The organism is Tullyiplasma multilocale ATCC 49900, assembly GCF_000483165.1.
Lineage (GTDB): Bacteria > Bacillota_I > Bacilli_A > Mycoplasmatales > Mycoplasmataceae > Tullyiplasma > Tullyiplasma multilocale.
Genome location: NZ_AXXW01000005.1, coordinates 146,319 through 171,691, shown reverse-complemented (window position 1 = coordinate 171,691; position 25,373 = coordinate 146,319). Strand labels below are relative to the sequence as shown.

The 25,373-nt window shown below is 31.8% G+C and carries 32 protein-coding genes; 29 read left to right on the top strand and 3 right to left on the bottom strand.

From position 1 onward, the window contains the following. Window positions 1–10 precede the first annotated feature (10 nt). The 3 genes from G319_RS08870 to G319_RS04880 all read left to right on the top strand — a co-directional run bounded on the left by G319_RS08870 (window position 11) and on the right by G319_RS04880 (window position 3,735). Entirely contained in the window at window positions 11–772 is a 762-nt protein-coding gene (locus G319_RS08870) for a hypothetical protein (protein ID WP_026389256.1), read from the top strand. After that, window positions 765–2,186 (top strand): phosphatase PAP2 family protein, encoded by a 1,422-nt coding sequence (locus G319_RS08865; RefSeq protein ID WP_026389255.1) that lies wholly within the window; start codon window positions 765–767, stop codon window positions 2,184–2,186. The genes G319_RS08870 and G319_RS08865 overlap by 8 nt, the downstream gene beginning before the upstream one ends. A gap of 103 nt (window positions 2,187–2,289) precedes the next feature. Further along, window positions 2,290–3,735: a BspA family leucine-rich repeat surface protein gene (locus tag G319_RS04880; RefSeq protein ID WP_051350833.1), complete on the top strand. Its 1,446-nt coding sequence runs from the start codon at window positions 2,290–2,292 to the stop codon at window positions 3,733–3,735. Window positions 3,736–3,771: 36 nt separating this feature from the next. Here the strand turns inward: G319_RS04880 and G319_RS0100845 are convergent, their stop codons facing one another. Beyond that, on the bottom strand, window positions 3,772–4,647 hold the full coding sequence (locus G319_RS0100845) for an HAD-IIB family hydrolase (RefSeq protein ID WP_026389254.1): 876 nt from the start codon (window positions 4,645–4,647) through the stop codon (window positions 3,772–3,774). Window positions 4,648–4,795: 148 nt separating this feature from the next. On the opposite strand from G319_RS0100845, the gene alaS reads away from it, so the two are divergent. The 24 genes from alaS to G319_RS0100725 all read left to right on the top strand — a co-directional run bounded on the left by alaS (window position 4,796) and on the right by G319_RS0100725 (window position 20,520). Continuing rightward, entirely contained in the window at window positions 4,796–7,483 is a 2,688-nt protein-coding gene (alaS, locus tag G319_RS0100840) for an alanine--tRNA ligase (protein ID WP_026389253.1), read from the top strand. Window positions 7,484–7,535: 52 nt separating this feature from the next. Further along, entirely contained in the window at window positions 7,536–8,558 is a 1,023-nt protein-coding gene (locus tag G319_RS08860) for a hypothetical protein (RefSeq protein ID WP_026389252.1), read from the top strand. 189 nt (window positions 8,559–8,747) lie between these two features. Beyond that, window positions 8,748–9,056: a 30S ribosomal protein S10 gene (gene rpsJ / locus G319_RS0100830; protein ID WP_026389251.1), complete on the top strand. Its 309-nt coding sequence runs from the start codon at window positions 8,748–8,750 to the stop codon at window positions 9,054–9,056. Window positions 9,057–9,145: 89 nt separating this feature from the next. Then, entirely contained in the window at window positions 9,146–9,835 is a 690-nt protein-coding gene (gene rplC / locus G319_RS0100825; protein ID WP_026389250.1) for a 50S ribosomal protein L3, read from the top strand. Between the two features lie 12 nt (window positions 9,836–9,847). Then, complete coding sequence (gene rplD, locus G319_RS0100820) at window positions 9,848–10,474, top strand: 50S ribosomal protein L4 (RefSeq protein ID WP_026389249.1); 627 nt, start codon at window positions 9,848–9,850, stop codon at window positions 10,472–10,474. Continuing rightward, entirely contained in the window at window positions 10,474–10,758 is a 285-nt protein-coding gene (rplW, locus tag G319_RS0100815) for a 50S ribosomal protein L23 (protein ID WP_026389248.1), read from the top strand. Before rplD ends, rplW begins: the two co-directional genes overlap by 1 nt. A 74-nt stretch (window positions 10,759–10,832) precedes the next feature. After that, window positions 10,833–11,672, top strand: coding sequence for a 50S ribosomal protein L2 (gene rplB, locus G319_RS0100810; protein WP_026389247.1), 840 nt, complete (start codon window positions 10,833–10,835; stop codon window positions 11,670–11,672). 19 nt (window positions 11,673–11,691) lie between these two features. Beyond that, the gene (gene rpsS, locus G319_RS0100805) at window positions 11,692–11,955 is read left to right on the top strand and encodes a 30S ribosomal protein S19 (RefSeq protein ID WP_026389246.1); all 264 of its coding nucleotides are present in this window, start codon (window positions 11,692–11,694) and stop codon (window positions 11,953–11,955) included. A 21-nt stretch (window positions 11,956–11,976) separates the two neighbouring features. Next, entirely contained in the window at window positions 11,977–12,312 is a 336-nt protein-coding gene (rplV, locus tag G319_RS0100800; RefSeq protein WP_026389245.1) for a 50S ribosomal protein L22, read from the top strand. 14 nt (window positions 12,313–12,326) lie between these two features. Further along, window positions 12,327–13,034, top strand: a complete 708-nt coding sequence (gene rpsC, locus G319_RS0100795) for a 30S ribosomal protein S3 (RefSeq protein ID WP_026389244.1) — start codon at window positions 12,327–12,329, stop codon at window positions 13,032–13,034. A 2-nt stretch (window positions 13,035–13,036) separates the two neighbouring features. Next, window positions 13,037–13,450, top strand: coding sequence for a 50S ribosomal protein L16 (rplP, locus tag G319_RS0100790; protein WP_026389243.1), 414 nt, complete (start codon window positions 13,037–13,039; stop codon window positions 13,448–13,450). Then, window positions 13,450–13,854, top strand: coding sequence for a 50S ribosomal protein L29 (gene rpmC / locus G319_RS10185; RefSeq protein WP_026389242.1), 405 nt, complete (start codon window positions 13,450–13,452; stop codon window positions 13,852–13,854). Before rplP ends, rpmC begins: the two co-directional genes overlap by 1 nt. Continuing rightward, window positions 13,854–14,111: a 30S ribosomal protein S17 gene (gene rpsQ / locus G319_RS0100780; protein WP_035358721.1), complete on the top strand. Its 258-nt coding sequence runs from the start codon at window positions 13,854–13,856 to the stop codon at window positions 14,109–14,111. Before rpmC ends, rpsQ begins: the two co-directional genes overlap by 1 nt. A 23-nt stretch (window positions 14,112–14,134) precedes the next feature. After that, window positions 14,135–14,503, top strand: coding sequence for a 50S ribosomal protein L14 (gene rplN / locus G319_RS0100775; protein WP_026389240.1), 369 nt, complete (start codon window positions 14,135–14,137; stop codon window positions 14,501–14,503). A gap of 13 nt (window positions 14,504–14,516) precedes the next feature. After that, a complete protein-coding gene (gene rplX, locus G319_RS0100770; protein WP_026389239.1) occupies window positions 14,517–14,843 on the top strand; it encodes a 50S ribosomal protein L24 in 327 nt (108 codons plus the stop codon). A 20-nt stretch (window positions 14,844–14,863) separates the two neighbouring features. Then, window positions 14,864–15,406 carry a 50S ribosomal protein L5 gene (gene rplE, locus G319_RS0100765; RefSeq protein ID WP_026389238.1) on the top strand — a complete coding sequence of 181 codons (543 nt, stop codon included), beginning with the start codon at window positions 14,864–14,866 and terminating at the stop codon, window positions 15,404–15,406. Window positions 15,407–15,421: 15 nt separating this feature from the next. Further along, window positions 15,422–15,607, top strand: coding sequence for a type Z 30S ribosomal protein S14 (locus tag G319_RS0100760; RefSeq protein WP_026389237.1), 186 nt, complete (start codon window positions 15,422–15,424; stop codon window positions 15,605–15,607). A gap of 21 nt (window positions 15,608–15,628) precedes the next feature. Continuing rightward, on the top strand, window positions 15,629–16,018 hold the full coding sequence (gene rpsH / locus G319_RS0100755; protein ID WP_026389236.1) for a 30S ribosomal protein S8: 390 nt from the start codon (window positions 15,629–15,631) through the stop codon (window positions 16,016–16,018). 20 nt (window positions 16,019–16,038) lie between these two features. Then, on the top strand, window positions 16,039–16,554 hold the full coding sequence (gene rplF, locus G319_RS0100750) for a 50S ribosomal protein L6 (RefSeq protein WP_026389235.1): 516 nt from the start codon (window positions 16,039–16,041) through the stop codon (window positions 16,552–16,554). A gap of 55 nt (window positions 16,555–16,609) precedes the next feature. Continuing rightward, window positions 16,610–16,960, top strand: coding sequence for a 50S ribosomal protein L18 (gene rplR, locus G319_RS0100745; RefSeq protein WP_026389234.1), 351 nt, complete (start codon window positions 16,610–16,612; stop codon window positions 16,958–16,960). 15 nt (window positions 16,961–16,975) lie between these two features. Continuing rightward, window positions 16,976–17,614 (top strand): 30S ribosomal protein S5, encoded by a 639-nt coding sequence (rpsE, locus tag G319_RS0100740; protein WP_026389233.1) that lies wholly within the window; start codon window positions 16,976–16,978, stop codon window positions 17,612–17,614. 20 nt (window positions 17,615–17,634) lie between these two features. Further along, on the top strand, window positions 17,635–18,072 hold the full coding sequence (rplO, locus tag G319_RS0100735; RefSeq protein WP_026389232.1) for a 50S ribosomal protein L15: 438 nt from the start codon (window positions 17,635–17,637) through the stop codon (window positions 18,070–18,072). Next, window positions 18,069–19,511 (top strand): preprotein translocase subunit SecY, encoded by a 1,443-nt coding sequence (gene secY / locus G319_RS0100730; protein WP_026389231.1) that lies wholly within the window; start codon window positions 18,069–18,071, stop codon window positions 19,509–19,511. Before rplO ends, secY begins: the two co-directional genes overlap by 4 nt. A gap of 61 nt (window positions 19,512–19,572) precedes the next feature. After that, window positions 19,573–20,520, top strand: coding sequence for a hypothetical protein (locus G319_RS0100725; protein ID WP_026389230.1), 948 nt, complete (start codon window positions 19,573–19,575; stop codon window positions 20,518–20,520). A gap of 26 nt (window positions 20,521–20,546) precedes the next feature. On the opposite strand, the gene G319_RS08850 is transcribed toward G319_RS0100725, so the two are convergent. Next, the gene (locus tag G319_RS08850; RefSeq protein ID WP_026389229.1) at window positions 20,547–21,086 is read right to left on the bottom strand and encodes an AAA family ATPase; all 540 of its coding nucleotides are present in this window, start codon (window positions 21,084–21,086) and stop codon (window positions 20,547–20,549) included. A gap of 8 nt (window positions 21,087–21,094) precedes the next feature. Beyond that, entirely contained in the window at window positions 21,095–21,805 is a 711-nt protein-coding gene (locus tag G319_RS08845; protein WP_026389228.1) for a hypothetical protein, read from the bottom strand. 134 nt (window positions 21,806–21,939) lie between these two features. Between G319_RS08845 and G319_RS08840 the strand changes: the two genes are divergently transcribed. Together G319_RS08840 and G319_RS0100705 are read left to right on the top strand one after the other, a co-directional pair. Further along, window positions 21,940–22,746, top strand: a complete 807-nt coding sequence (locus G319_RS08840; protein WP_035358715.1) for a MurR/RpiR family transcriptional regulator — start codon at window positions 21,940–21,942, stop codon at window positions 22,744–22,746. A 128-nt stretch (window positions 22,747–22,874) separates the two neighbouring features. Then, on the top strand, window positions 22,875–25,373 hold the full coding sequence (locus G319_RS0100705; RefSeq protein ID WP_026389227.1) for a PTS fructose transporter subunit IIABC: 2,499 nt from the start codon (window positions 22,875–22,877) through the stop codon (window positions 25,371–25,373).

Sequence of the window (25,373 nt, the reverse complement as noted above, 5' to 3'; positions counted from 1 at the left end):
AGGGTTAATCATGAGAAAAAATAAATATATAGAGTATGCCTATTCGATTTTGATAATAATTTTAGGTTTAACAGCTTTCGCTATAAAACCATTGCATGCAATTGCTACAAAGGATTCTAGTTATAGTTTCGATCTTAAAATGATGGAAGAGAGTTTATATTATACTAATTGAGTAATTGGGATAATGTTGATAATGGCCACATATAATTTATGTACAATCCACAGAAAAGAACAAAGGCTTTTGCCATGATTGGAAAAGACCTCTGTAGCAACAGGATTAATTTCTTTTTTAGTTTATGGTGGTCTGTTAATAAAAACAGGTCATATGGATTCTGAACACCTGGGATTGATTAAGGCAATCGTTGGCCATTTTATTATGCCGCTAGTCATAGTGGTACATTTATTTGTTTATACAGTTAAGGATAGTAAAAATATTGCCCCTGCTAAAAAGGTATTTTACAAGGATGCAATGATAACTTTAATACTACCAATGGCTTATATGGTTTATGTGATTGGAAGATTTTTAGCAATAAATGCAACTGGAGATATAATAGCCAATGCTAATTCTGAATGAAATGGTAATTGACCAGGTTCATATCGAATGCTATGTCCAGATGAAATCGGATGAGGTTTAACTTTGGGAGCTTGTTTACTCTTTTTAATAGTCTCATATGGTATTTTTATCCTAATTGAAGTATTATCTACTTTGTCTTCAAATTTCTGAAACAGAAGAGATTTGAGTTTAAATAGTAAGAGGAAATTAAATGATTAAAATAAAGAAAAATAATTTGTGGTGATTCATACCACTAACTGTTTTTGCAATCATCTTTTTTATAGGATTCATTTTGACATCAATTAGCAGTTTTGATTATGATTGATCAGTATGATTTGGAAAAGGTATGCAAAATGAAGTTGTGAAATTCATTGTCGTATTTTATGACCAAGTAGGTGAAGAGCAAGTATGGCTTGTTGTATTTATTTGCTTATTCATAATTTTAGAAACAATTCACTATTATAAAAAACAGAAAACTGATTCTCTAACAAAGAGACATAGTTGGTGAATATACCTAGTTTACGGTTTATTATTATCAATTTTCATAGCTTTCAAAATGACAAGAGTTTTATCAGCTAAAAATATGGATACAGGATTCGGTCCTGGGATTGATGCGGAATATTTGACATCGAATACTTATAAATTAGTTTCTAGAATAATAATTGTCACTCAAGAATTGTTGATATTAACTTTATCGATTATTTACTTACGCACGAAATTTAGTAAACGACAAGATGTTCTGTCAAATGAATATTGAGTATCTTCTGTTAAAGCTTTGGTATTCTTTATCTTGCCATATGTGGCTCTTTGATTTATTAAACAATCATTTGGAAGACCATTTTTAGTTAATAGTGATTATTCAACAATAATTGGTCAGGTAGAATTAGTTGATGGTAAAGCTGTTGGTATTACACTAACAGAAGAAATGCTTAAGATACCTGGTATTGAAGATAATATTCAATACATATTAGATTCATATAATAACAATCAATGAACCCAAGCTGAATATTTCCAATGATATGAAGTTAACGGTAATTGATTTGATAACTTAAAATATTGATTACCGTGACGAATGTTTAATGGTGTTGATATGACTAATGCGCCGAAAGCGTGAGCTGATGGTGATTTCCCATCTGGACATACACTATCAACATTTTCATTAATCGGAATCGGGTACGTTTTTGTCGGAAAAAATAGACCTAAGAAATTACCAATATACATAAAAGTTATATTTGTTGTTTGATTCATGCACTTGTTAATCATGATGACAACTTTAGTAATTGCTAGATCACACTGGCTATCTGATGTATTCTTCAGTTATGTTTTTGACTTCTTGATGTTATTTGCTTCTTCGTTCTTAGTTGAAAGATACATTAGGGTATTAATTTGTAAATTCAATAATAGATTTAAAAATGAGAAAAACCGCGTTAAGTACGTTTTCAAAGATGACAAAATTAACATGTTTGTTTCTCATTATGGTTTTGAATGAAAAATCAAATCTATTAGAATGAGTAAAAACAACCCTGATAAAGATATTGCGAAGATTAATAAAACTACTAATAGGTATAAGGCCGATAGTGAAACTATTAAATATGTTTTTTCAGATACGAAGTATAAGAATATTTATATGTAAAACATTCCAATAAGGAATGTTTTTTATATGTTTTTCTTCCTTTAAGAGAATAAAATCATTTTGATAATAACCACTTAAAAGTGGATAACTATAGAGGTGAAAAATGAAAAAGAACAAAGCATATTTATTTGCATTGCTTGGAGCTGCTGCTCTTGCCACTGCAATCCCATTAACTGTCTTAGCGGTTAATAACAACAAAAGTGTAACTGATGTTAAACCAGTTGAACAATTAGAAGAAGAGTTGAAGGAGTTGAATGCTCAACTAAGTGAAACAAAAGTTGAATTAGAAACTAAAACAACAAAACTTAACGAATTAGAAGAAAGAGAAACAGAATTAACTGAGTTCATTGAAGCAAATGAAAACGCTACTAGAATTACTGCTTTCGCAATTGATGAAAACATGACAGTTGAAGCTGCTGAAAAAGAGTTGGCTGAAGTTAAAGTTGAGATCGTAACAGTGACAGAAGAAATTAAAGTTCTTACAGTTAAAGTTACTGAAATTGAAAACAAAGTAAAAGAAAAAGAAAAAGAAATTGAAGAAGCTAAACCTGAAGCTAAACCAGTTGATAAAAAGGTATTGGAAGCAAGAATTGCTGAAATTAAGGCTTTTGCAAAAGATGGTAAGAAATTAACTGATGAAGCTCAATCAGCAATTGAAGCAGCTGAGTTAGTAGTTGCTAAAACTGATGCTACTCAAGCTGAAGTTGATGCTTCATTAGCAACATTAGAAAAATTCGATGAAAATTCTGCAGTTGAAGATATTATTTTAACTTCTAAAGAAGCCGTTTACGAAGGAACAACTTTAATGGAATTTGGATTCACAACTGATGATAAAGGTGTTGTGAGTGTTACTCCACTTTTAACAACTACAACTGAAATTCACAAAGATGCAAAATTACCAGAACACGCAACTTCAATGCAATACTTTTTAAGAGACAATATTGTTTTTGATGGTGATTTGGGTATGCTAGATACTTCAAATATTACAAATATGGATAGAGCATTCCAAATAACTTTAAGTAATGGTGAAAGTATCGAAACTAAAAAATCAATTTTCACTGGTAAAGGTTTAGAAAAATGAGATGTTTCAAAAGTTACAGACATGGGAAATATGTTTCATAATGCTGTAAGTTTCACTGGAGACACAATCCAAGGGTGAACAACTGCTAGTCTTGAAAAAATGGTAAGTACATTCGATGGTGCAAAAGCATTTGATGGTGATCTTGGAAATTGAGATGTAACAAAAGTTAAAGATTTTGGAACTACATTCTATGGAACTTCTTCATTCACTGGTAAAGGTTTAGATAAATGAAAAGAATTCAGTGCTACAAGTATGACTGCGATGTTCCAATGGGCATCAGTGTTTAATGCTGATATCTCAGGATGAAATGTTGCATCTGTAACAAACATGGAAAAAATGTTTGATTCCGCATCATTATTTGACCAAGATTTAAGTAAGTGAACTGTAGAACAAGTTGTAAATCACGATAATTATGATTATGGTATGGGACACTGAGCTGCAGATAAGAGACCTCCTTTCAAAGGATAATTTATAAGTAAAAAAATGAACCTTTCGGTTCATTTTTTATATTTCATTTCCGATTAATAAGTCGTCTAGATATAAACCTAAACCACCTTCGTCATTTGTTTTGTAAGTGATTCCTTTAGCTACAAATTTTAGAGCGTCTGCTCCATTTTTCATAGCAATACCATAACCAACTTTTTGAAGCATTTCAAAATCATTTAATTGATCTCCGAATGCAATAACATCTCTCAAATCTTTATTGTAGTATTGAGCCAAAATATCAGCTGCAAATCCCTTTGAAGCATTTTTATTTGTTAAAGTAATAACTGGTTTTGTAGCTGTATTTTTAACACCATATAAAATATCACTTTGAATTTTAATGGCATCTTGGTATTTACCTAAAACACGTAATACTCTGTTTTTGTAAGTTGAATCTTTTAGTTTTAAAACAATGTTTGTTGAAGGTCCTGTTCATTCTTTTCTTGGATCTCCAATAAATAATTCTTCTTCACCATTGATCTCATCTAAGTGGAAGAAATCATTTAAGTCTTTATCTTCTTTTCATAACATTGATTTGTGGTAGTACTCAATCAAAATATTTTCAACTGAATCAGCGATTGCTGGTTCATTAATAATTTGTTGAATAATTTCATTGTTAATTCCTAAAACAATTCTCTTGAATTGCTTCATATAAGGGTCATGAATATGTGCCCCATCGAAGTTTGTTAAAATTGTATCTAACTCTAATTCTTCATAGATATGTTGGATAGCTCTAAATGGTCTTCCTGTAATAATACACACCTTATGTCCGTTAGCGGCAGCCTTCATTAGTGACTTCTTAGTAGAAGGGTGGATTTTATCCCCCTCGTTCATTAATGTAGTTCCATCTAAGTCGATCATGATTAATCGCTTTTGATTTAAATTTTTTAATTTCATAATTTCACCTCGTGTATTAAAATTGTCCCATAAAATATTTTCATTTAGAGATGTTTTTTCATAAAAAAATAATTGGGCATTTGTGATAAAAGTCGGGTTGGAAAGTTGTATAATAATTAATATGTAAAAATTATTAAAGGGGTATATAATGAAAAAATTATCAACAAACGAAATCAGACAAATGTGACTAGACTTTTTCCAATCAAAAGGTCACCACTTTTTAGCACCTGTTTCACTAATTCCAGTAGATGATGCATCACTATTATGAATTAACTCAGGAGTTGCTACTTTAAAACCATATTTTGATGGTAGAAAAACACCACCCGCCCCTAGATTAACAAACTCACAAAAAGCTATTAGAACAAATGATATTGAAAATGTTGGAGTAACTGCACGTCACCAAACAATGTTTGAAATGTTAGGAAACTTTTCAATTGGAGATTACTTCAAAACTGAAGCTATTCACTTTGCTTGAGAATTATTAACAAGTGAAGAATGATTTGCAATTCCAAAAGAAAAATTATACATAACAGTATTCAATGAAGATCCTGAAGCTTACAGAGTTTGAACTGAAGAAATCGGAATTCCTGAAGATCACATTTTCTCAATGACTAGAGATACAAACTTCTGAGATGTAGGACAAGGACCTTGTGGACCAAATACTGAAATGTTCTATGATCGTGGAGAAAAATGAGATCCTGAAAACTTAGGAACTAAATTATTATCTGAAGATTTAGAAAATGACAGATATATTGAAGTATGAAACGTTGTATTCTCACAATTTAATAACGATGGAAACAACAACTACGCTGAACTACCTAGAAAAAACATAGATACTGGTGCTGGACTAGAAAGATTAGCTTCAATCTTCCAAGATACACCAACAAACTTTGAAACAGACATTTTCTTACCAACTATTAAAAAAGTTGAAACTATGTGTGATCAACAATTTAAGTATTCAATTGAAAACTACACAAATCCAGTTAAAGCTCAAACAAGAATTAATACAGCATTCAAAGTTATTGCTGATCACGTAAGAGCTACATCATTCGCTATTGCTGATGGAGTATTCCCAGGAAACAAAGATCGTGGATATATTATTCGTCGTTTAATTAGACGTTCATCAGTTTATGGAAGAGAATTAGGAATTACTACTGCATTCTTATACAAATTAGTTGATGAAGTTATTAAAGCAATGGGAGATTTCTACCCATACTTAATTGACAAAAAAGAAATGATTGAAGATGCAATCAGAACTGAAGAAGAAAAATTTTTAAAAACTTTATCAAAAGGATATGACTTATTAGAAAAAATCATCAATGATGAAAAAGAAGTATCAGCTAAAAATGCTTTACTATTATTTGAATCATTTGGATTCCCAATTGAACAAACTTTAGAAATGGCTGAAGAGCGTGGTGTTAAAGTTGACTTAGAAGGTTTCGAAAAATTATTAGAACAAACTAAAGAAGCTGCCAGAAATGCTCGTAAAGATTTAAAAGCTTGAGATAAGCAAAATGAATTATTTACAAAATTAACTGTTGAATCTGAATTCACGGGATGAGAAGAAACAGTTAGAAGTGATTCAACAATTAACTTTATGTTTGCCGATGATAAAGAAATTAAATCTTTAACTGATGCTGAAGGGTTTATCATTTTAGATAAAACTCCTTTCTATGCTGAAAAAGGTGGACAAGCAGCTGATAACGGGATTATTATTGGTGAAAACGGAACAGCAATGGTAATTGATGTTCAACAAGGACCAAACAAACAAAACATTCATAGAGTTCAAGTAACAGGAACTTTAACAACTGGTGATGTTGTTGAAGCCAAAGTTGATGAAGATAAAAGAACATTAACTATGAAAAACCACTCTGGAACACATATGATACATTACGCTTTAAGACATGTTCTTGGAGATACTGTAATGCAATCTGGATCATACAATGATGAAAATGGTTTAAGAATGGACTTTACATTTAATAGAAATGTAACTGAAGCTGAATTAAAAGAAACTGAAGCTGAAGTATTAAGAAGAATCAAAGAAGCACACGATAGAGAAGTATACTTCTGTAACATGGATGATGCCGTTAATAAATATGGAGCATTAGCATTCTTTACTGAAAAATACGATGAAGAAGTTAGAGTTGTTAAATTCGGAGATTTCTCTTCTGAATTATGTGGGGGAACACACGTTGACAATACTAAAGATATTGAAGACTTTATTATTACAGGAATTGAATCAAAAGGTTCTGGAACATTCCGTATTAAGTGTTTAACTTCAAATGAAACAGTTAATGAATATTTAAGAGAACAATTCAAAAAACATTTAGATGAAGCCGGTAAAGTAACTGATAAATATAATCAATTACAAACAATCTTAAAAGACGAAACTTTAGAATCATTAAACAAACAAATTATTGGTTTAGATATTACTAAAGCTAACTTAGAAACTTTAAAAACATTAGTAGAGCAATACAAAGAAGTATTTAAAGGTTATGACAAAAAAGCTAATGATTTAATCACTGCTGCTAAATTAGAACAATTTAAAACATTAGAACCAACAATTAATGCCGATGGCGTAAATGAAATTAAATTATTCACAACAGACTTAACAATTAAAGACTTAAAAGAATTAGCAGATCAATTGAGAAATAAATTCGAAGATCTAATTGTAATTCTTGGTAGTGAAACAAATGGTGAAGGATTCTTAGTTGTTGGAGTATCTGAATCAATTCAAGATAAATTCAAAGCTATTGATATCTTTAAAAACATTAAAGAAGTAAATGCCAAAGGTGGAGGAAATGCCAACCTAGCACAAGGTAAATATTCTAAATAATATTTAATTAAAAACTTGTGAGCAATCACAAGTTTTTTATAGAAAGGAACATATGTTTTATTTTGACCATCAATCAGTATTAATCGAAATTAAAGTAATTAATAATAATGGTGTTATTAGTTATCTAATTGGAAATGAAGAATATAGCAATGTTCCTCAATCGATTTTAGATTTAGCGTTTGTACCAGCCAATTGAAATAGAGCTTTAAAGTTCTTTACAATTGAAACAGATAAAGAAGTTGTGGCTACTGGTTATTACATGATTAGTTTTGATATCTACTTAGACTTCATTAAGCAATCAACTATCTTTTTAACAAAGAACTATTTCTTCCAAAAAATAGTTGAGCAAGAATTCTTTGCAAAAAACTTTATGCCAAATATCTTTAAGTTTAAAAACCGTAATAAAAACGTTAGTTCAAACAAAGAAGGAATTAATCAAGAGTTTATTGAAACTTATAATATCCAAAATGCTAAAACACCAGCTAAAGATATGAGCATACATAGACATTTAGTACATGAAGGATTTGATTTAAACAAATTTAAGTTTAAAGATGTCTTTGTAATCTCAAACAGATTCGAATTAGTGCAAACGAATAAGAATCAAAGAATATACTATTTACCAAAAGAATTACTATTAGAAGATTATTCTATTTTAGATAAGATTGATTATGTTGATTTAGATCGTGGAGTATTTACACTGAATACAACATTGGAATGAAGTTATAACATTGTGGCTGAATTCTATTTCGAAAATAGTCTCTTAGCAAATCAACTAATAACTAATGTTGAAAAACTATTATCTGAAAACATTGATAAAGATACCGTTTATTGACATCTTTTTAATATCACTAATAACTATCAATACTTAGTTAAAGGAATCGAAGTTGCATTTGAAGGAATTGATTTTGAAACAGCTATCAAGAATATTGAAAAGATCTTCAGAGAGTTGAAATTAAACTATTTAACTTATATTTTAGATAATAAGGCAACATTTAATACCTTATCTAAATATGCTGTTAATAATGACGAGATTGACCTATTAAATACAATTCTTAAACGATATAAAAAGATTTAGAACATATATAAGTATTTAGATTAAAAACCCCTTAAAATAGGGGTTTTTATCTTTTTTAAAGTTTTCTTATATATGCCTTTTAATATAGAAACAATATGGGTATAATTAAAAAGCATGTATATTTTGTGTACGCAAAGACAACACACAGGTGTGAGTTGTCGTTAAAAATCAAAAAATTAGGAGGTTAGCATGGCAGATACAAAAATGAGAATCAAACTTAAAGGTTATGATCACGCAATTGTTGATCAAAGCATTTCAAAGATTATTGAAGCTGCTGAAGGAACTGGTGCAAAAGTTAGAGGACCAATCCCTTTACCAACAGAAAAACAAATCATTACAATCTTAAGAGCTGTTCATAAATACAAAGATTCACGTGAACAATTCGAAATGAGAACACACAAAAGATTATTAGAAATCTTAAACCCAACACCTACAACAATGGACGTTTTAAAAAGAGTAAAACTACCAAGTGGTGTAGATATTGAAATTAAACTATAATAATCAATCTCAAAAAACAAACTAAAAAAATCAAAAACACAAAATAGACGAAATATACATGATTATCAAAATTAATGGAGGAAATTAAGATGAAAGGAATCTTAGGACGTAAGGTAGAAATGACTCAAGTTTTCACTGAAGCAGGTAAATTAGTACCAGTAACAGTAATTGAAGTTTTACCAAATACAGTTTTACAAGTTAAGACTCAAGAATCAGACGGATACGTTGCAACTCAATTAGGAGTTCAAGATAAAAGAGCTAATTTAGTAAATAAACCTGCAACAGGGCACTTTGCCAAAGCTGGAGCAGCACCTAAGCGCTTCGTAAAAGAAATCAGAAACATGGATGGATTCGAATTTGGTTCAACAATCAAAGCAGAAGACATCTTCACATCTGGTGAATACGTTGACGTTACAGGTATATCAAAAGGAAAAGGATTTGCGGGAGCAATCAAAAGACATAATTACTCAAGAGGACCTATGGGTCACGGATCAGGATACCACCGTGGTATTGGATCAATGGGAGCAATTATTAACCGTATTTTCAAATCTAAAAAAATGGCTGGTCACATGGGACACGCAAAAGTTACAATCCAAAACTTAGAAGTTGTAGCAATCGATACAGCAAACAACTTAATGTTAGTAAAAGGTTCAATTCCTGGACCAAAAAATCAATTTGTTTCAATTAAACAAAATGTAAAAGGAATTAAATCAACAGAAGCAGCAGCATTAGTAAATAGAAACGCAGTTGAAGCAGTAGCTACAACTGAAGAAGCATAGGAGGATCAAAAAATGAATTTAAAAGTTTTAAACCAACAAGGTCAAGAAGTTAAAGACATTACTTTAAACGATAAAGTTTGAGGAATTGAACCTCACCAACAAGCAATTTACGATACTGTAGTTGCTCAACAAGCTGCATTAAGACAAGGAACAAAGAAAACTAAAACTCGTGCTGAAGTACGTGGTGGTGGACGTAAACCTTGAAGACAAAAAGGAACTGGACGTGCGCGTCAAGGATCAATTAGAGCACCTCAATGAAGAGGTGGGGGAGTTGCTTTCGGGCCAACACCAGACATTAACTACAAAAAATCTGTAAACAAAAAAGTAAAAGCATTGGCTTTCAGATCAGCTTTATCACTTAAAGCATCAGAAAACAATCTTGTAATCGTTGATAAATTTGAATTTTCAAAACCATCTACTAAAGAAATGGTAGCTGTAATGAAAAACCTACAAATTGATAATCAAAAAACATTAATCATAACAAAAGATAGAGAAGAATTTGTTGTTAAATCAGCAAACAACATTGAAAGAGTTAAAACATTAAAAGCTAACCAAATCAACGTGTTTGACTTATTAAATGCTACTAAATTAGTTATGACTGAAGAAGCTGCTTTAGCAGTAGAAGGAGTATACGCATAATGCATTTAACTGAAGTAATTAAAAAACCAGTATTAACTGAGAAATCATTCGTTGGTCATGCTGATGGTGTGTATACATTCTTAGTTGATAGAAGAGCTAACAAAGTTCAAATCAAAAAAACATTCGAAGAAATTTTTGAAGTAAAAGTTGAATCAGTAAGAACAATGAACTACTCAGGAAAAGATAAAAGAATGGGTAAATTTGTTGGAAAAACAAATCAATACAAAAAAGCAATCATCACTTTAAAAGATGGTGAATCATTAGACGTATTAAGTGATTTATAGAAAAACCTTTCCCAAAGGGACATTATTGTAAACACTAATATAAATATAAAAACAAAGCTATAGAAAGGGATATTATGGCAATTAAAAAATATAAACCTACGACAAACGGTCGTAGAAATATGACAACTATTGACTATTCAGCAATCTTAACTACAGATACACCTGAAAAATCATTAACAGTTGCATTAAACAAACATGCCGGAAGAAATAACCGCGGGGTTATTACAACTCGCCACAAAGGTGGGGGACACAAACGTAAATACCGTATTATTGATTTCAAAAGAAATAAATTAGACGTAGTTGGAACAATCGCAACTATTGAATACGATCCAAACAGAAACGCATTCATCTCATTAGTAAAATACATTGACGGAGAAAAACGTTACATCTTATTTGCTAAAGGAATGGAAGTTGGAATGAAAATTGTTGCATCAGAAAATGCTGATATTAAAATCGGTAATGCTGCACCATTAAAAAACATTCCAGAAGGAACTTTAGTTCACAACGTTGAATTAAAACCTGGTAAAGGTGGACAAATGGCAAGATCTGCTGGTTCATCAGTACAAATCCTAGGGAAAGACGATGATGGTAAATATGTTACTTTACGTCTAGCTTCAGGAGAAGTAAGAAAAGTTTTAGCTGAATGTTTCGCAACAATCGGTGAAGTAGGAAATGAAGAGTACAACTTAGTTAATTGAGGAAAAGCAGGACGTAATCGTTGAAAAGGTATTAGACCTACAGTTCGTGGATCAGTAATGAACCCGATCGATCACCCTCATGGAGGGGGAGAAGGACGTACACCAATTGGACGTAAGAACCCTGTAACACCATGAGGAAAAACTGCATTAGGTGTGCAAACACGTAATAAGAAAAAAGCCTCACAAAAATTAATCGTAAGAAGACGTACTAAATAGAAAAGGAGAATAGAAGAATATGGCAAGATCATTAAAAAAAGGACCATTCGTTGACGAACACTTATTTAAAAAAGTGGAAACAATGGGACAAAACGACGTTATTAAAACTTGATCACGTAGATCAACTATTTTCCCTGAATTCATCGGAAGAACTTTCGGAGTATATAATGGAAAAGAATTTATACCTGTATACGTGACTGAAGATATGGTTGGACACAAATTAGGTGAATTTTCTCCAACACGTAAATTCGGTGGTCACGGTGATGACAAAGGTAAAAAATAGGAAAGGGATAGGAGAATAATTATGGAAGCAAAAGCAAAATTAAATATGATTCGTATCTCACCTAGAAAAGTAAGATTAGTAGTAGATACAATCAGAAACAAATCAGTAGCTAACGCAGTTGCTACTTTACAAAACTTAGATAAAGCATCAGCTGAACCAGTTTTAAAATTATTAAACTCAGCAGTTGCAAACGCAGTTAACAACAATGGTATGGAAGCTGATAAGTTATTTGTAAAAACAGTTTTCGTAGATGAAGGTCCAACTTTAAAACGTTTTAGACCAAGAGCACACGGACGTGCATACGAAATCTTAAAAAGAACAAGTCACATTACATTAATTGTAAGTGACGTTAGATAGGAAGGAGCAGAAATATGGGACAAAAAGTATCACCAAAAGTATTACGTTTAGGAATCGTTAGAGATTGAGAAAACAGATGATACGCTGAAAAAGGACAATACGTAACTTGATTAAACCAAGATATCGTAATCCGTAAAACAGTTGCTACATTATTAAATGATGCAGCAGTTGCTAAAATTGATATCGAAAGAACATCTAATGATTTAACATTAATCATTAAATCTGCTCGTCCAGCTATCGTTCTTGGAGCTGAAGGTAAAAATGTTGAAAACATTGTTTTAGCTGTAAGAAAAGCTGTTAAAGACAGAAACTTAGATGTAAAAGTTAAAGTTATCGAAATTAAAAATCCAGATGCTGATGCAACATTAGTAGCTAGATGAATTGGGGAACAAATCACAAACCGTGCTTCATTCCGTACAGTTCAAAAATTAGCTATTAGAAAAGCATTAAAAGCTGGTGTTAAAGGAATTAAAACTTCTGTAAGTGGACGTTTAGGAGGAGTTGAAATGGCTCGTACTGAAGGTTACTTAGAAGGATCAGTACCTTTATCAACATTAAGAGCAAACATTGATTTCGCTTTATATGAAGCACCAACTACATATGGACAAATCGGAGTTAAAGTTTGAATCAACCATGGAGAAGTATTAGGAAAAAACAGCATTGATACATCAATGATGGAAGCTCCAAGATACAACAACAATAAAAGAGGAGGACGTAGATAATTATGTTAATGCCAAAAAGAACTAAATATCGTAAGCCTCACAGAGTAAGTTATGAAGGAAAAGCTAAAGGAGCTAAACAAGTTGACTTTGGTGAATTCGGATTAATGGCTTTAGATGGTGCTTGAATTGACAACCACCAAATCGAAGCTGCTCGTATTGCTATGACACGTTTTATGAAACGTGACGGGAAAACTTGAATTAGAATTTTCCCACACATGTCTATGACAAAAAAACCTGCTGAAGTTAGAATGGGATCTGGAAAAGGTAACCCTGAAAAATGAGTAGCAGTTGTTAAAAAAGGAACAGTAATGTTCGAAATCGCTGGAGTAAGTGAAGAAATCGCAAGGGAAGCTTTAAGACTTGCAATGCACAAACTACCAATCCGTTGCAAATTCGTTAAAAGAGGTGAAGAATAATGGCTAAAACAAATCAAATCGCAGAATTAAGAAATTTATCAGTTGATGAATTAATTAAATTAGGTGAATCAAAAAGAGCAGAACTATTTGCTTTAAAATTCCAAGCTGCTGTTGGTTCTTTAGAACAAACACACCGTATTAAAGATATTAAAAAAGAAATTGCACGTATCGAATTATCACTAAGTGAAAAACGCTTAGCTGGTGAAAACACAAACAAAACAATTAAAGCAAACTACAGTGAAGCTGTTACAAAAGCAGAAGAAGCTGGAAAAGAAGTAAGAGCAAAACAACGCAAAATGATCGAAGAAATGCAAAATGAACAATTTGGAACTTCATTAGATGAAGACGCTATTGCAGCAGCAATGGCTAACGCAGCAATTGAAGAAGAAGGAGAAAACAAATAATGGAAAGAAATTCTAGAAAAGTATTAACTGGTAAAGTTGTGTCAGATAAAATGGACAAAACTATTACTGTGTTAGTTGAAACATACAAAAACCACCCAATTTACAAAAAACGTGTTAAATATTCTAAAAAATATAAAGCACATGACGAATTACAAGTTGCCAAAATCGGTGACAAAGTAGAAATAATGGAAACACGTCCTTTATCAGCAACAAAAAACTTTAGATTAGTTAAAGTTGTTGAAAAAGCGGTTCTTTAATAGAAAGATAAGGAAGTAAATTTATGATTCAAAACTTATCCGTATTAAAAGTAGCTGATAACTCAGGTGCTAAAGAAGTTCGTGTAATTCGTAACCTTGGTGGTTCAGTAAGAAAATTCACTGGAATCGGTGATATTATTGTTTGTTCAGTTATTGCGGCAGCACCTGGTGGTGCAGTTAAAAAAGGTCAAGTTGTTAAAGCAGTTATCGTTAGAACTAAACGTGAATTAAGAAGAGAAGATGGAACATACATCAAATTCTCAGAAAACGCAGTAGTTTTAATTAAAGATGACAAAAACCCACGTGGAACACGTATTTTCGGTCCAATTGCACGTGAAATTAAAGACGCAGGATTTGCAAAAATTGCATCTCTAGCACCAGAAGTATTATAGGAGGTACCAGAATATGGCAAAATCAAAAATCTTAAAAGGTGATGTGGTTAAAATCATTGCTGGTTCTCACAAAGGTGAATTAGGACCAATCACTTTTATCTCAAAAGATAAAAAATGAGTTTCAGTTCAAGGGGTAAACGTAGTTAAACACGTTAAACCTTCACAAACTGATACAGAAGGTGGAATTAAACAAATTCCAGCTAAAATCAATTTATCAAACGTAGCTATCCAAGATCCAAAAGATAAAGAAGCTACAACAAAAATCGGATACGAAATCGTTGAAGGTAAAAAATTACGTGTTGCTAAAAAATCAAACACACGTATGAAAACTACTAAATAAGAAAGGAACAGATATATATTATGAAATCAAGATTAGAAACAAAATATACTAATGAAATTGTTCCTGTTTTATTTAAAGAACAAGGGTACAAATCAGTGATGCAAGTTCCAAAAATTACTAAAATCGTAATTAACATGGGAGTTGGAGAAGCTACTACAGATACTAAGAAATTAGATATGGCAGTTGCTGAATTAGAATTAATCGCTGGTCAAAAACCATTAGTAACAAAAGCTAAAAAATCTTTAGCTGTATTCAAATTACGTGAAGGGATGCCAATCGGTACAAAAGTTACACTTAGAGGTAAAAAAATGTACGACTTCCTTGATCGTTTAGTTAACGTATCACTTCCACGTGTACGTGACTTTAGAGGGGTATCAACTACATCATTCGATGGATTTGGAAACTACACTCTAGGAATTAAAGAACAAATCATTTTCCCTGAAATTGAATATGATAAAGTTCAAAAACTTCGTGGAATGGACATTACTGTTGTAACTACTGCAAAAACTAACGAGGAAGCATTTTCATTATTACAAAAAATGGGAATGCCTTTCCAAAAATAATGGGGGATAGAAAAAATGGCTAAAAAATCATTAAAAGTAAAACAAGCTAAACAACAAAAATTTGCTGTTAGAGCTTATACACGTTGTAACCAATGTGGTAGACCACACGCTGTGCTAAAAAAATTCGGAATTTGTCGTTTATGCTTTAGAAAATATGCATACGAAGGACAAATCCCTGGTATTAGAAAAGCATCTTGATAATTAGAAAAGGAAATAGAAAATATGACTACAGACGTAATTGCAGATATGCTTACTAGAATTCGTAATGCTAACCAAAGATATTTAAAAACAGTATCTATGCCTGGAAGCAAAATGAAACTAGAAATAGCAGAAATCTTAAAAGAACAAGGATTCATCTCAAACTTTACAGTTGAGGGAGAAGCCAAAAAAACTATTACTTTAGAATTAAAATACCAAGGTAAAACAAGAGTTATTCAAGGACTTAAAAAAATCTCAAAACCAGGACTAAGAGTATACGCACCAGCAAACGAAATCCCACAAGTATTAAACGGTTTAGGAATCGGTATCATTTCAACATCACAAGGAATCATGACAGATAAGCAAGCTCGCGCCAACAATGTTGGTGGTGAAGTTTTAGCTTTCATCTGATAGAAAAGGCGAGGAATTAATATATGTCACGTATAGGAAACAGAATATTAGCTATCCCTGCCGGTGTTGAAATTACAGTAGCAGCAGATAACACAGTAACAGTAAAAGGACCAAAAGGAACTTTAACAAAACAATTCGCTCCAGTTATTACAATTAGCGTAGCAGACGGTAATGTAACTACAACTAGAGCAAACGAAGTAAAACATACAAAACAATTACATGGAACAACAAACTCTTTATTACAAGGTATGTTAACAGGTGTAAGTGAAGGATTCAAAAAAGAATTATCAATCCTTGGGGTTGGGTACAAAGCAGCAGTTGCTGGTAATGTAATCAACTTATCATTAGGATTCTCACACCCAGTTGAATACGTAATTCCAGAAGGAATTACAGTTGAAACTCCAAAACCAACAGAAGTTATCATTTCAGGGATCGATAAACAATTAGTTGGAGAAGTTGCAGCAAACATTAGAGCATATAGAAAACCAGAACCATACAAAGGTAAAGGTGTACGTTACAAAGATGAACACATTATTTAGAAAAGAAGGAAAAGCAGCTGGTAAATAAGCCAACGCTTTAAAAGGGAAATAAATTATGAAATTTACAAAAGCAGAATCAAGAAAAAGAAGACACTTTAGAGTAAGAAACAAAATTTCTGGAACTACTTCAAGACCTAGATTAAATGTATTCAAATCTAACACAAACTTCTATGCTCAAATTATTGACGATACTACAGGTACAACTTTAGTATCAGCATCAACTTTAAAATTAGGTCTAAAAAACGGATCTAACACAGAATCAGCAGTAAAAGTGGCTGAAGATATTGCTAAAAAAGCAGTAGCTGCAAACATTGATACAGTTGTATTCGACCGTGGTGGATATTTATACCATGGTGTTGTTAAAGCATTCGCTGAAGCAGCAAGAGAAAACGGATTAAAATTCTAGGAGGAGCAGGAAAAAATGACTACAGAAAACAAAACAATTGAAGTAGCAGAAAACGCTACAGTAGCAGCTGCTCAACCAGCAGAAGCTAAAAAATTCGACAGAAAAAACTCAAAACCAAGAAACAACAATAACCGTCGTTTCGAAAAACCAAAAGATGACTTCGAAGAAAAAGTTGTAACTATCCGTCGTGTTACTAAAGTAACAAAAGGTGGACGTCACTTCCATTTCGCAGCAGTTGTTGTTGTTGGAAACAAAAAAGGTCAAGTTGGTATGGGAACAGGGAAAGCTAACGAGGTTCCTGAAGCAATTAAAAAAGCTATCAAGGAAGCACGTAAAAACTTAATCACTGTTTCATTAAGAGGAACAACTGTACCTCACGAAATTTTAGGAACTTATGGAGCTGGTAAAGTATTAATTAAACCAGCTAAAGAAGGAACTGGAGTTATCGCAGGGGGACCAGCACGTGCCGTTATTGAATTAGCGGGGATCAACGATATCTACGCTAAATCATTAGGACGTAATACTCCTATCAACATGATTAGAGCTACTTTAGATGGTTTACAAAACATGCAAACAGCTAAAAGAGTTCAAGAATTAAGATTTGGTAAAGTTGCCAAATCTGCACCAAAAAAAGTAGAAGCTGCTAAAGCTTAAGAAAGGAGTCAACAGATTTTATGAAATTACATGAATTAAAATATACTGAAGGTAGTAAAAAAGACGCTACACGTGTAGGTAGAGGAATGGCTTCTGGAAAAGGTAAAACTTCTACAAGAGGTCACAAAGGACAAAACTCACGTTCAGGTGGAGGGGTAAGACCCGGATTTGAAGGGGGACAAACTCCTTTATTCAGAAGACTTCCAAAAATTGGATTTACTTCAAGAAACATGAAAGAATTCGTATTAATTAACTTAACTGATTTAGAAAACATGGGATTAACAACAGTTGATCACAAAACTTTAATTGAAGCTAAAGTTATTAAAAACGAAAAACAATTAGTTAAAGTTTTAGGAAACGGAACATTAACTAAAAAAGTTAATGTTAAAGTTAACAAAATCTCTCAATCAGCTAAAACAGCTATTGAAAAAGTTGGGGGAACTGCAGAGGTATTATAATGATAAAAAAACAGATTACTAAAAAAAGTAAGCCTGGAATCATTAAAAAATCTAAAAATAAAAACGATTTCGAGAGGGCGAATTTCTTTACAAAGAATAAGGATTTGTTTTTTCGAATCGTTTTTACATTATTAGTGTTAGTGGTGATTAGAGCTGGTATTTATTTAACAGTTCCGGGTGTAACAATAAATGATGATTTTACTAGTGGGGTAAATGATATACAATTTTTCCAACTTCTATCTACTTTAGGAGGAGGAAGTATTGGTAAATTCTCAATCTTAGCATTGGGGGTCTCTCCATATATTACGGCATCTATTATTGTTCAGTTACTTTCAACAGATGTTATTCCTGTTCTTTCTCGTTGATCTAAATCAGGTGAGAGAGGGCGTAAAAAGTTAGATAAATTGACAAAAGTATTAATGATTCCATTTGCAGTAATGCAAGCGGAAGCTACAATCTTCACATTATCTTCACAAGGGTTAATTGAACCTAAGTGAAATGATGGAGGATCAAGTATTGCATTTTACTATATTTTAGTTCCTATGGTTATGTTAGCTGGTTCATTCCTTATGTTATGATTAGCTGACCAAATAACTGTTAAAGGGGTTGGAAATGGTGTTTCTATTATCATTTTCATCGGTATTATTACAACGATGCCTACAAACTTTAAAGCTACATTTGAGTTTTGAGTTTCAAGTAAAAATGAAGAAGCAAACATCCTATTTGATGGATTATTAAAATTCATCATATATGTCGGTGTGTTCTTCTTAGTTATCTTCTTTGTTGTTCTAATGAATGAAGCGGAAAGAAAAATTCCAATTCAACAAACGGGTTCTGGACTAGTTGATTCAAAAGATCACACTCCATACCTACCACTTAAAATCAATAATGCAGGGGTTATTCCGGTAATCTTTGCATCAGCAATTATATCTACACCAATCACAATTTCACAAATCGTTCAAGTATCCAATCCAGACTCTGGGTTTGTATACTTCTGTAACAATTTCTTATACTTTGGAACATGATGAGGTATTGGAATTTATGCAGTATTAATATTAATGTTTACATTCTTATATGCACAAGTTCAAATCAATCCTGAAAAAATTTCAGAGAACTTCCAAAAATCTGGAACTTTCGTTCCAGGTATTAAACCAGGTAAAGATACAACTAAATTCTTAACAGGAACTATCAATAGACTTTCTGTTATCGGAGCTGTATTCTTGGCATTAATCGCTATATTACCATACGTTATTTCTAAGTTGACGGATCTACCATCAAACTTAGCAATCGGAGGTACTGGATTAATTATTTGTATCTCAGTTGCAATTCAAACTGTACAACAATTAAAAGGAAGAATGATACAACAATCATTTATTGATTCTAAAAAAGAAAAATTCACAGAAGAAAGTGAAAATAAAAAACCATCACACATTTGATAAAAAGAAAAAGAGCTTTTGCTCTTTTTTTGTTTATAATTAGACTAATAAAGGATGTGAATATATGCATAACGCAATTCAAGATCTAACTAATTCAATCAAGGATTCTATATCGAATTACAATTTGGATGGTTTTGATAAATATTGACCACAACTATTACAAACTTTATCTGGAATCATGATAGGATTTGCAATAATATCTCTGATATTTTTTGTTTTAAATTTGAACAAAGGATTTGTCGGGAAAGTTTCAAGGATTATTACTTATATATCTAGCTCTCTATTTTTCTTGTTAGGACTATTTCTAATGTTGTATGGAGCTGGTGTATTTGGTTATCTCGGTTTGGATGAAGCAATAGATGAGGTTATAACAGAACCTAAAAATTATTTAATAACTTTCTTGGATACAAATGTAGAAGGGTTCACACCATTTGATAGTTTATATTCGATAATTAATGCATTTATTAATCCATTTGGTTTTTCATCAGTTCAAGATATTACAGGATCAAATATTTTAGATAAAATACTTATCATACCTTTCATTGTTGGTACCGCTATTTTGATGATATCAATTTTGACTGTATTATTTTCAGCTTTGATGTATCGTAATAAAACCTTCAAAATAGCAGGGATAGTATTCTTTGTTTTCTATATGATGGCACTACTTGGTGGAGCAATATATTTCTTGTATTATTCATTCCAAGATATAAAATTAGGAACTATTCTAGGTACTTTATTAAATGATAAAATTGATGATATTTCTCTAAGAATTGAAACTGCGTTAAGAGATGCTAAAACTCTTGATGAAATAAATAAAATTATGGAACAAATATCTCCTGACTGAAATGGAGAATTTGTGTTTGGAGGAAATAGTATTAATATTTGAGAAACAATATCTGGGATTAAAGGTGACGAGTTATCTGAAGAATCTAAAAAAGATATTATTGACAATCTGGTTAAATTTAAAGAAAATGAATGAGACAATGTCTATAATTGAATTACAAATAAATAGTAAAAAAAGAATCTTGCGATTCTTTTTTATTTGCTTATCTCAGCCATTATTAAATTATATTTTTCTTCTAAAGGGAGTTCAGCATCTAATTTTAAGACGGGGCATTTTGCATTGTCAATTTCAATTGTGTGTGCTAAATAAGAACCACCCTTCAAAGGACTTGTTTGAGAGTAATAAGTTTTACATCATTCAATAAATGAATTTGTTGGATTACCTTGATCATCAATCATATCAAATGCTTTATCTCCATGACGAGATATTTCTCTTTTGTATAATCTTTCAAATCTTTTACTTTCATCCATTTGTAAAAAAACTAATAATTCCTTGTCTTCAAATCCCGGTTTGTGTCATGAGTAGTTACTACCAGATACAACTCAGTCCTCGTACTTATTCATATCTTCTAATCATAAATTATATTTTTCCAAGTCTGTATTTTTAATTGAAAGAGACTCATCTTTTCAGTAGTAGTTATCAGTATCTATTCATTTAATATTATTTTGATCAGCAATTAGTTTTGCTAAACTACTTTTACCAGTTGCGCTAGCTCCAATAATTTGTATTCTCATTTTATAACCTACTTATTCTTTTTATTTTTTCTTTCATATTTTTTTATTTCTCTTTGTTTTTTTCTTCATCAACCATTTTGACGATAATTCTTAATCTTTCTATTAAGTGAATAGAATGGTCAAACAAAAATTACAACTATTAAAGCTTTTATGAATTCCGAACATAGACTGATGTATGAACTTAAGTAAATTGCATATTTTTTAGATTTACTTCCATCAAAATTAATTTCTAAAGCTATCTTCTTTAAGTTTTTTGCTAACTTGTTTTGTTTTTTAATTACAAGTACCTCAGCTGTAGTGTTATCCATAAGGCTTTGATGCCACCTCATAGTGTCAGTTGCGAGTTCGTTTTCATCACTCATATATTCATAAGCTCTCTTCTCAATATCGCTGTTTGTTAAGTTTTTGTTTTTGATAGTTATTGAGCCATCAGATAAAACTTCACGTCTATAAATATTTCTAGATCTAAAAGTGGGTTCTTTTTCACCAACTATATAAATAAGTAAATTAGGTTTAACAAATTCGAAGTTTTCTCGTTTCATTAAATTTCCACTAATAACTCATGAATCATTTTCGTTAAGAAAGTTTCGTAGTGTTTCTACATTAATTGATGTTGCTCCATCATCTACTTCAAGAAGAGGGAGATGGTGTATTTCTTGAATTAAGTTTGCGTATAAACTTAAGTCAGCACCATTCGGTCCTATGATTTGTATCTTCAAAAAATACCTCCATTAATTAAATAATATACTATCTAATTTGATAAATACCAACTTAAAATAAGAAACGCTTTTATTGGGTATTTTTTTAATTGTGATACACTATAAAAAAGAACTAATTAAAGGAGATCTATAAAATGGTAATAGAAAAAATATATAAGTTTTCAAAAGAAAACAAAACTATCAATCAAGATATTAGTAATGTTATCATTGATGAGATAACTAATAACAAATCTTTTAATTCAGGAGTTGTGGAATTAGCAGAAAAAGCTAAGTGTAGTCAACCGTCAGCGACAAGATATGTTCAAAATCAACTGAAGATGAATAACTATAAAGAATTTCAAATAATTCTTAACAAGGAAATATCTTCATACTTTGAAGAAAAATTCGCTGAGAATAATTATCAAGATAATATTGAGACCCTAGTAAGTGATTTGAGGGCAACTTTTAAAAACAACCCTGATAATAAAATTGAAGCTGCTGCTGAAATGATTTTGAATGCAGAAAAAATAAATGTCGCAGCAATGGGTGGTAACACATCATTAAAATTTGCGATCGAACATAAATTAATTCAAATCGGAAAACATTCGATGATGGGTGTAGATTGACACCAACAAATCATGAATATTAACTATATGGAAGAAAATGATGTTGTTATCCTTTTATCTTATTCAGGGGATAAAGCTGAGTTGAAGAAAATTTTTGAAAAGGCTAAAGAGCGAAATATTAAAATCATAAGTTTAACTGGTGACTTTGATACAGAAATGAAAAGAGGTTCGGATATAAATTTCAGCACAATTTCGAGTGATGCTAAATATCGTTCTTTTTCTTTCTCATCAAGAATTTGTGCATATGCAATATGAGAGATGGTATTTAAATCAATTTTATCTAAAGATATAGTTACGTCAGATATTATGGAACAATGAAAATGAGAACAAGCTTAGGCTTGTTTTTTTTCCATTTTTTTGGAGAAAATATAAAAAACACATAAAATTGGAAAAATATTCAAAAAGTGAATATTTTTATTCATTTTTTGAATATTCAGGTTTAGAATATAAATGTGGAGGTAAATATGAACAAAGATATTTTGAAAAAAGAGCATGTGTTTTTGGATGTTGAAATAGATAGCCAAAAAGATGCTTTCAAGTTTATTGCTAAAGAAGCAAAGAGACTTGGTATTGTTTCTAGTGAAACTGCTTTGGTTAAGGGATATGAAAATCGTGAAGCTGAAGGTTCAACTGGATTCGAAGATGGCTTCGCTATTCCCCATGCGAGAATTAAAGAAGCAAAACAAGCTGCTGTATTTGTAGTTCGTTTCAAAGATGAATTGGATTGAAATTCAATGGATGGCAAACCAACTAAAGTTGCTATAGCATTGATAATACCGGAAGGACCAGATGGTGAAGAACACTTAGCTATGTTAAGCGGTGTTGCTATGAAGTTGATGGATGAAAAATTCAAGGCTGAAATGAATACTGCTAAAACACCAGCAGGTATAATTAAAGCTATGACTACTGAAAAAGAAGAAAAAGAAGTAGTTGAAGTTAAAGGTGAAGGTGTTAAAAACATTGTTGCTATTACAGCTTGCGTGACTGGGGTTGCTCATACTTACATGGCTGAAGAAAAATTATTACAAGCTGGACCAGAAATGGGTTACAACGTAAGGGTTGAAACACAAGGTTCAAAAGGTGTCGGTACAAAATTAACACCAGCAGAAATTGATGCTGCGGATGTAGTTATTATTGCTGCGGATGTAAATGTTGATTTATCAAGATTTGCTGGTAAAAAAGTTTATAGTTTAAAAGTTGCTAAAGCAATGAAAGATCCAAAAGGAACTATTAAAAATGCTCTAGAACAAGGAGTTGTTCTAGAAGTTAAAGGTGAAGGGTTTAAAACTTCAAAAAACAGTTCTTCAGAATCTCAAGGTGTTATGAAACACATTATGGCTGGGATTTCATACATGATTCCAGTTATCGTTATGGGAGGTATTGCCTTAGCGTTCTCAATCGGTTTAGCTAAAGGGATTTGAGGTCCTGATGCTGGAACTGATGGTCCCAATGGAGATTATAAATGAGGACCATTAAACGTTATGTCAATTATTGGGGGAGCAGCATTTGCTATGATGATCCCAATCCTTGCAGGATTTATTGGTAACTCAATTGCCGGACGTGCTGCGATTGCACCAGCTATGGTTGCTGCTTTCTTAGGAAATAATGCAGACAACTTTATGCCAATGCCAGGGATGGATGCTGTAGCAACACCTGCTGGTTTCTTGGGAGCTATTGCTGCCGGATTAATGGCTGGATATGCTGTTAAATGAATCAACACATGAAATGTACCACGTTCATTATCAGCTGCAATGCCAATATTCTTTATCCCAATTGTAGTGGGATTAGGATTAGGATTCACATTTATTTATGTAATTGGTGGACCAATTGGATGAGTAATGGATCAAATTCAAACAGGATTTGAAAAAGCATATAGATCAAACCCTAACCTTGGAGTTGGAGTTGGTCTTGCATTAGGATTAGCATTAGGAGCAATGGCTGGATTCGACATGGGTGGACCAATTAATAAAATTGCTTTCATCACAGGATCTGCATTAGTAACTGCTGAAATCTATGAACCAATGGGTGCAGTTGGAGCAGCTATTCCAGTTGCGCCAATCGCTATGGGATTAACAACAATCTTATTCCCTAGATTCTTTGACAATGATACAAAAAACCTTGGGGTTGCTGCATTAATCATGGGATCAATCGGTATTTCTGAAGGAGCTATTCCTTTCGCAATTAGAGATCCAAAAAGAGCTGTAGTTGCAAACGTATTAGGATCAGCTGTAGCTGGTGGAATTGCTGGAGCATTAGGTGTTCAAAACTTTGCTGCTCACGGTGGACCAATTGTTGCTATCTTAGGAGCTGTTCCTTACGGAATTCAAACATTATACTTCTTCATCGCTGTAGCAGCAGGAGTTGCTGTAACAACTTCTGTGTATGGTTTCTGATTAGTTTCAGATGCTGGGGTAGTTGGATCAGTTAAAGCAAAACATGCTGTTATCTTAGCTGAATTAGCTAACAATAGAAGAGAAGCAAAAATTGAAATTAAAGAAGAAATCGCTAGCACAAAAGCTAATGGTAAAACTTTAGTTAAAGAAGCAAAAGATAAAAATGAAAATGTTGAAGTTGTTAAAACTCAAACACAAAAACAAATCGCTGATTTAAAAGCTAAATTAGTTGAGATGAATGAAACATACAAAGCAGAAGTTTTAAAAGCGAAAGCTGCATATAAAGTGAATGCTGCCGAAGAAAAAGAATTCATCAAAACAAAAACAGAAGATATTAAAGAATTCAATAAAGCTGTTAAAGTAGCTAAAAATACTGAATTAGTAAAAGTTAAAGAAACTTTCTCAAACGAAAAAGATTCATATAAAAATAAAGCAGAAGAAAAAGCTGCAAAACAAAGATTTAATGAAGAAATCTTAAAAGTAAAATCTGAAACAAAAACTCAATTAGATAATAATCAAATCGCATTAAGAAATAAATTTGTAAACAATTACGAATCACAAATCTCTTAA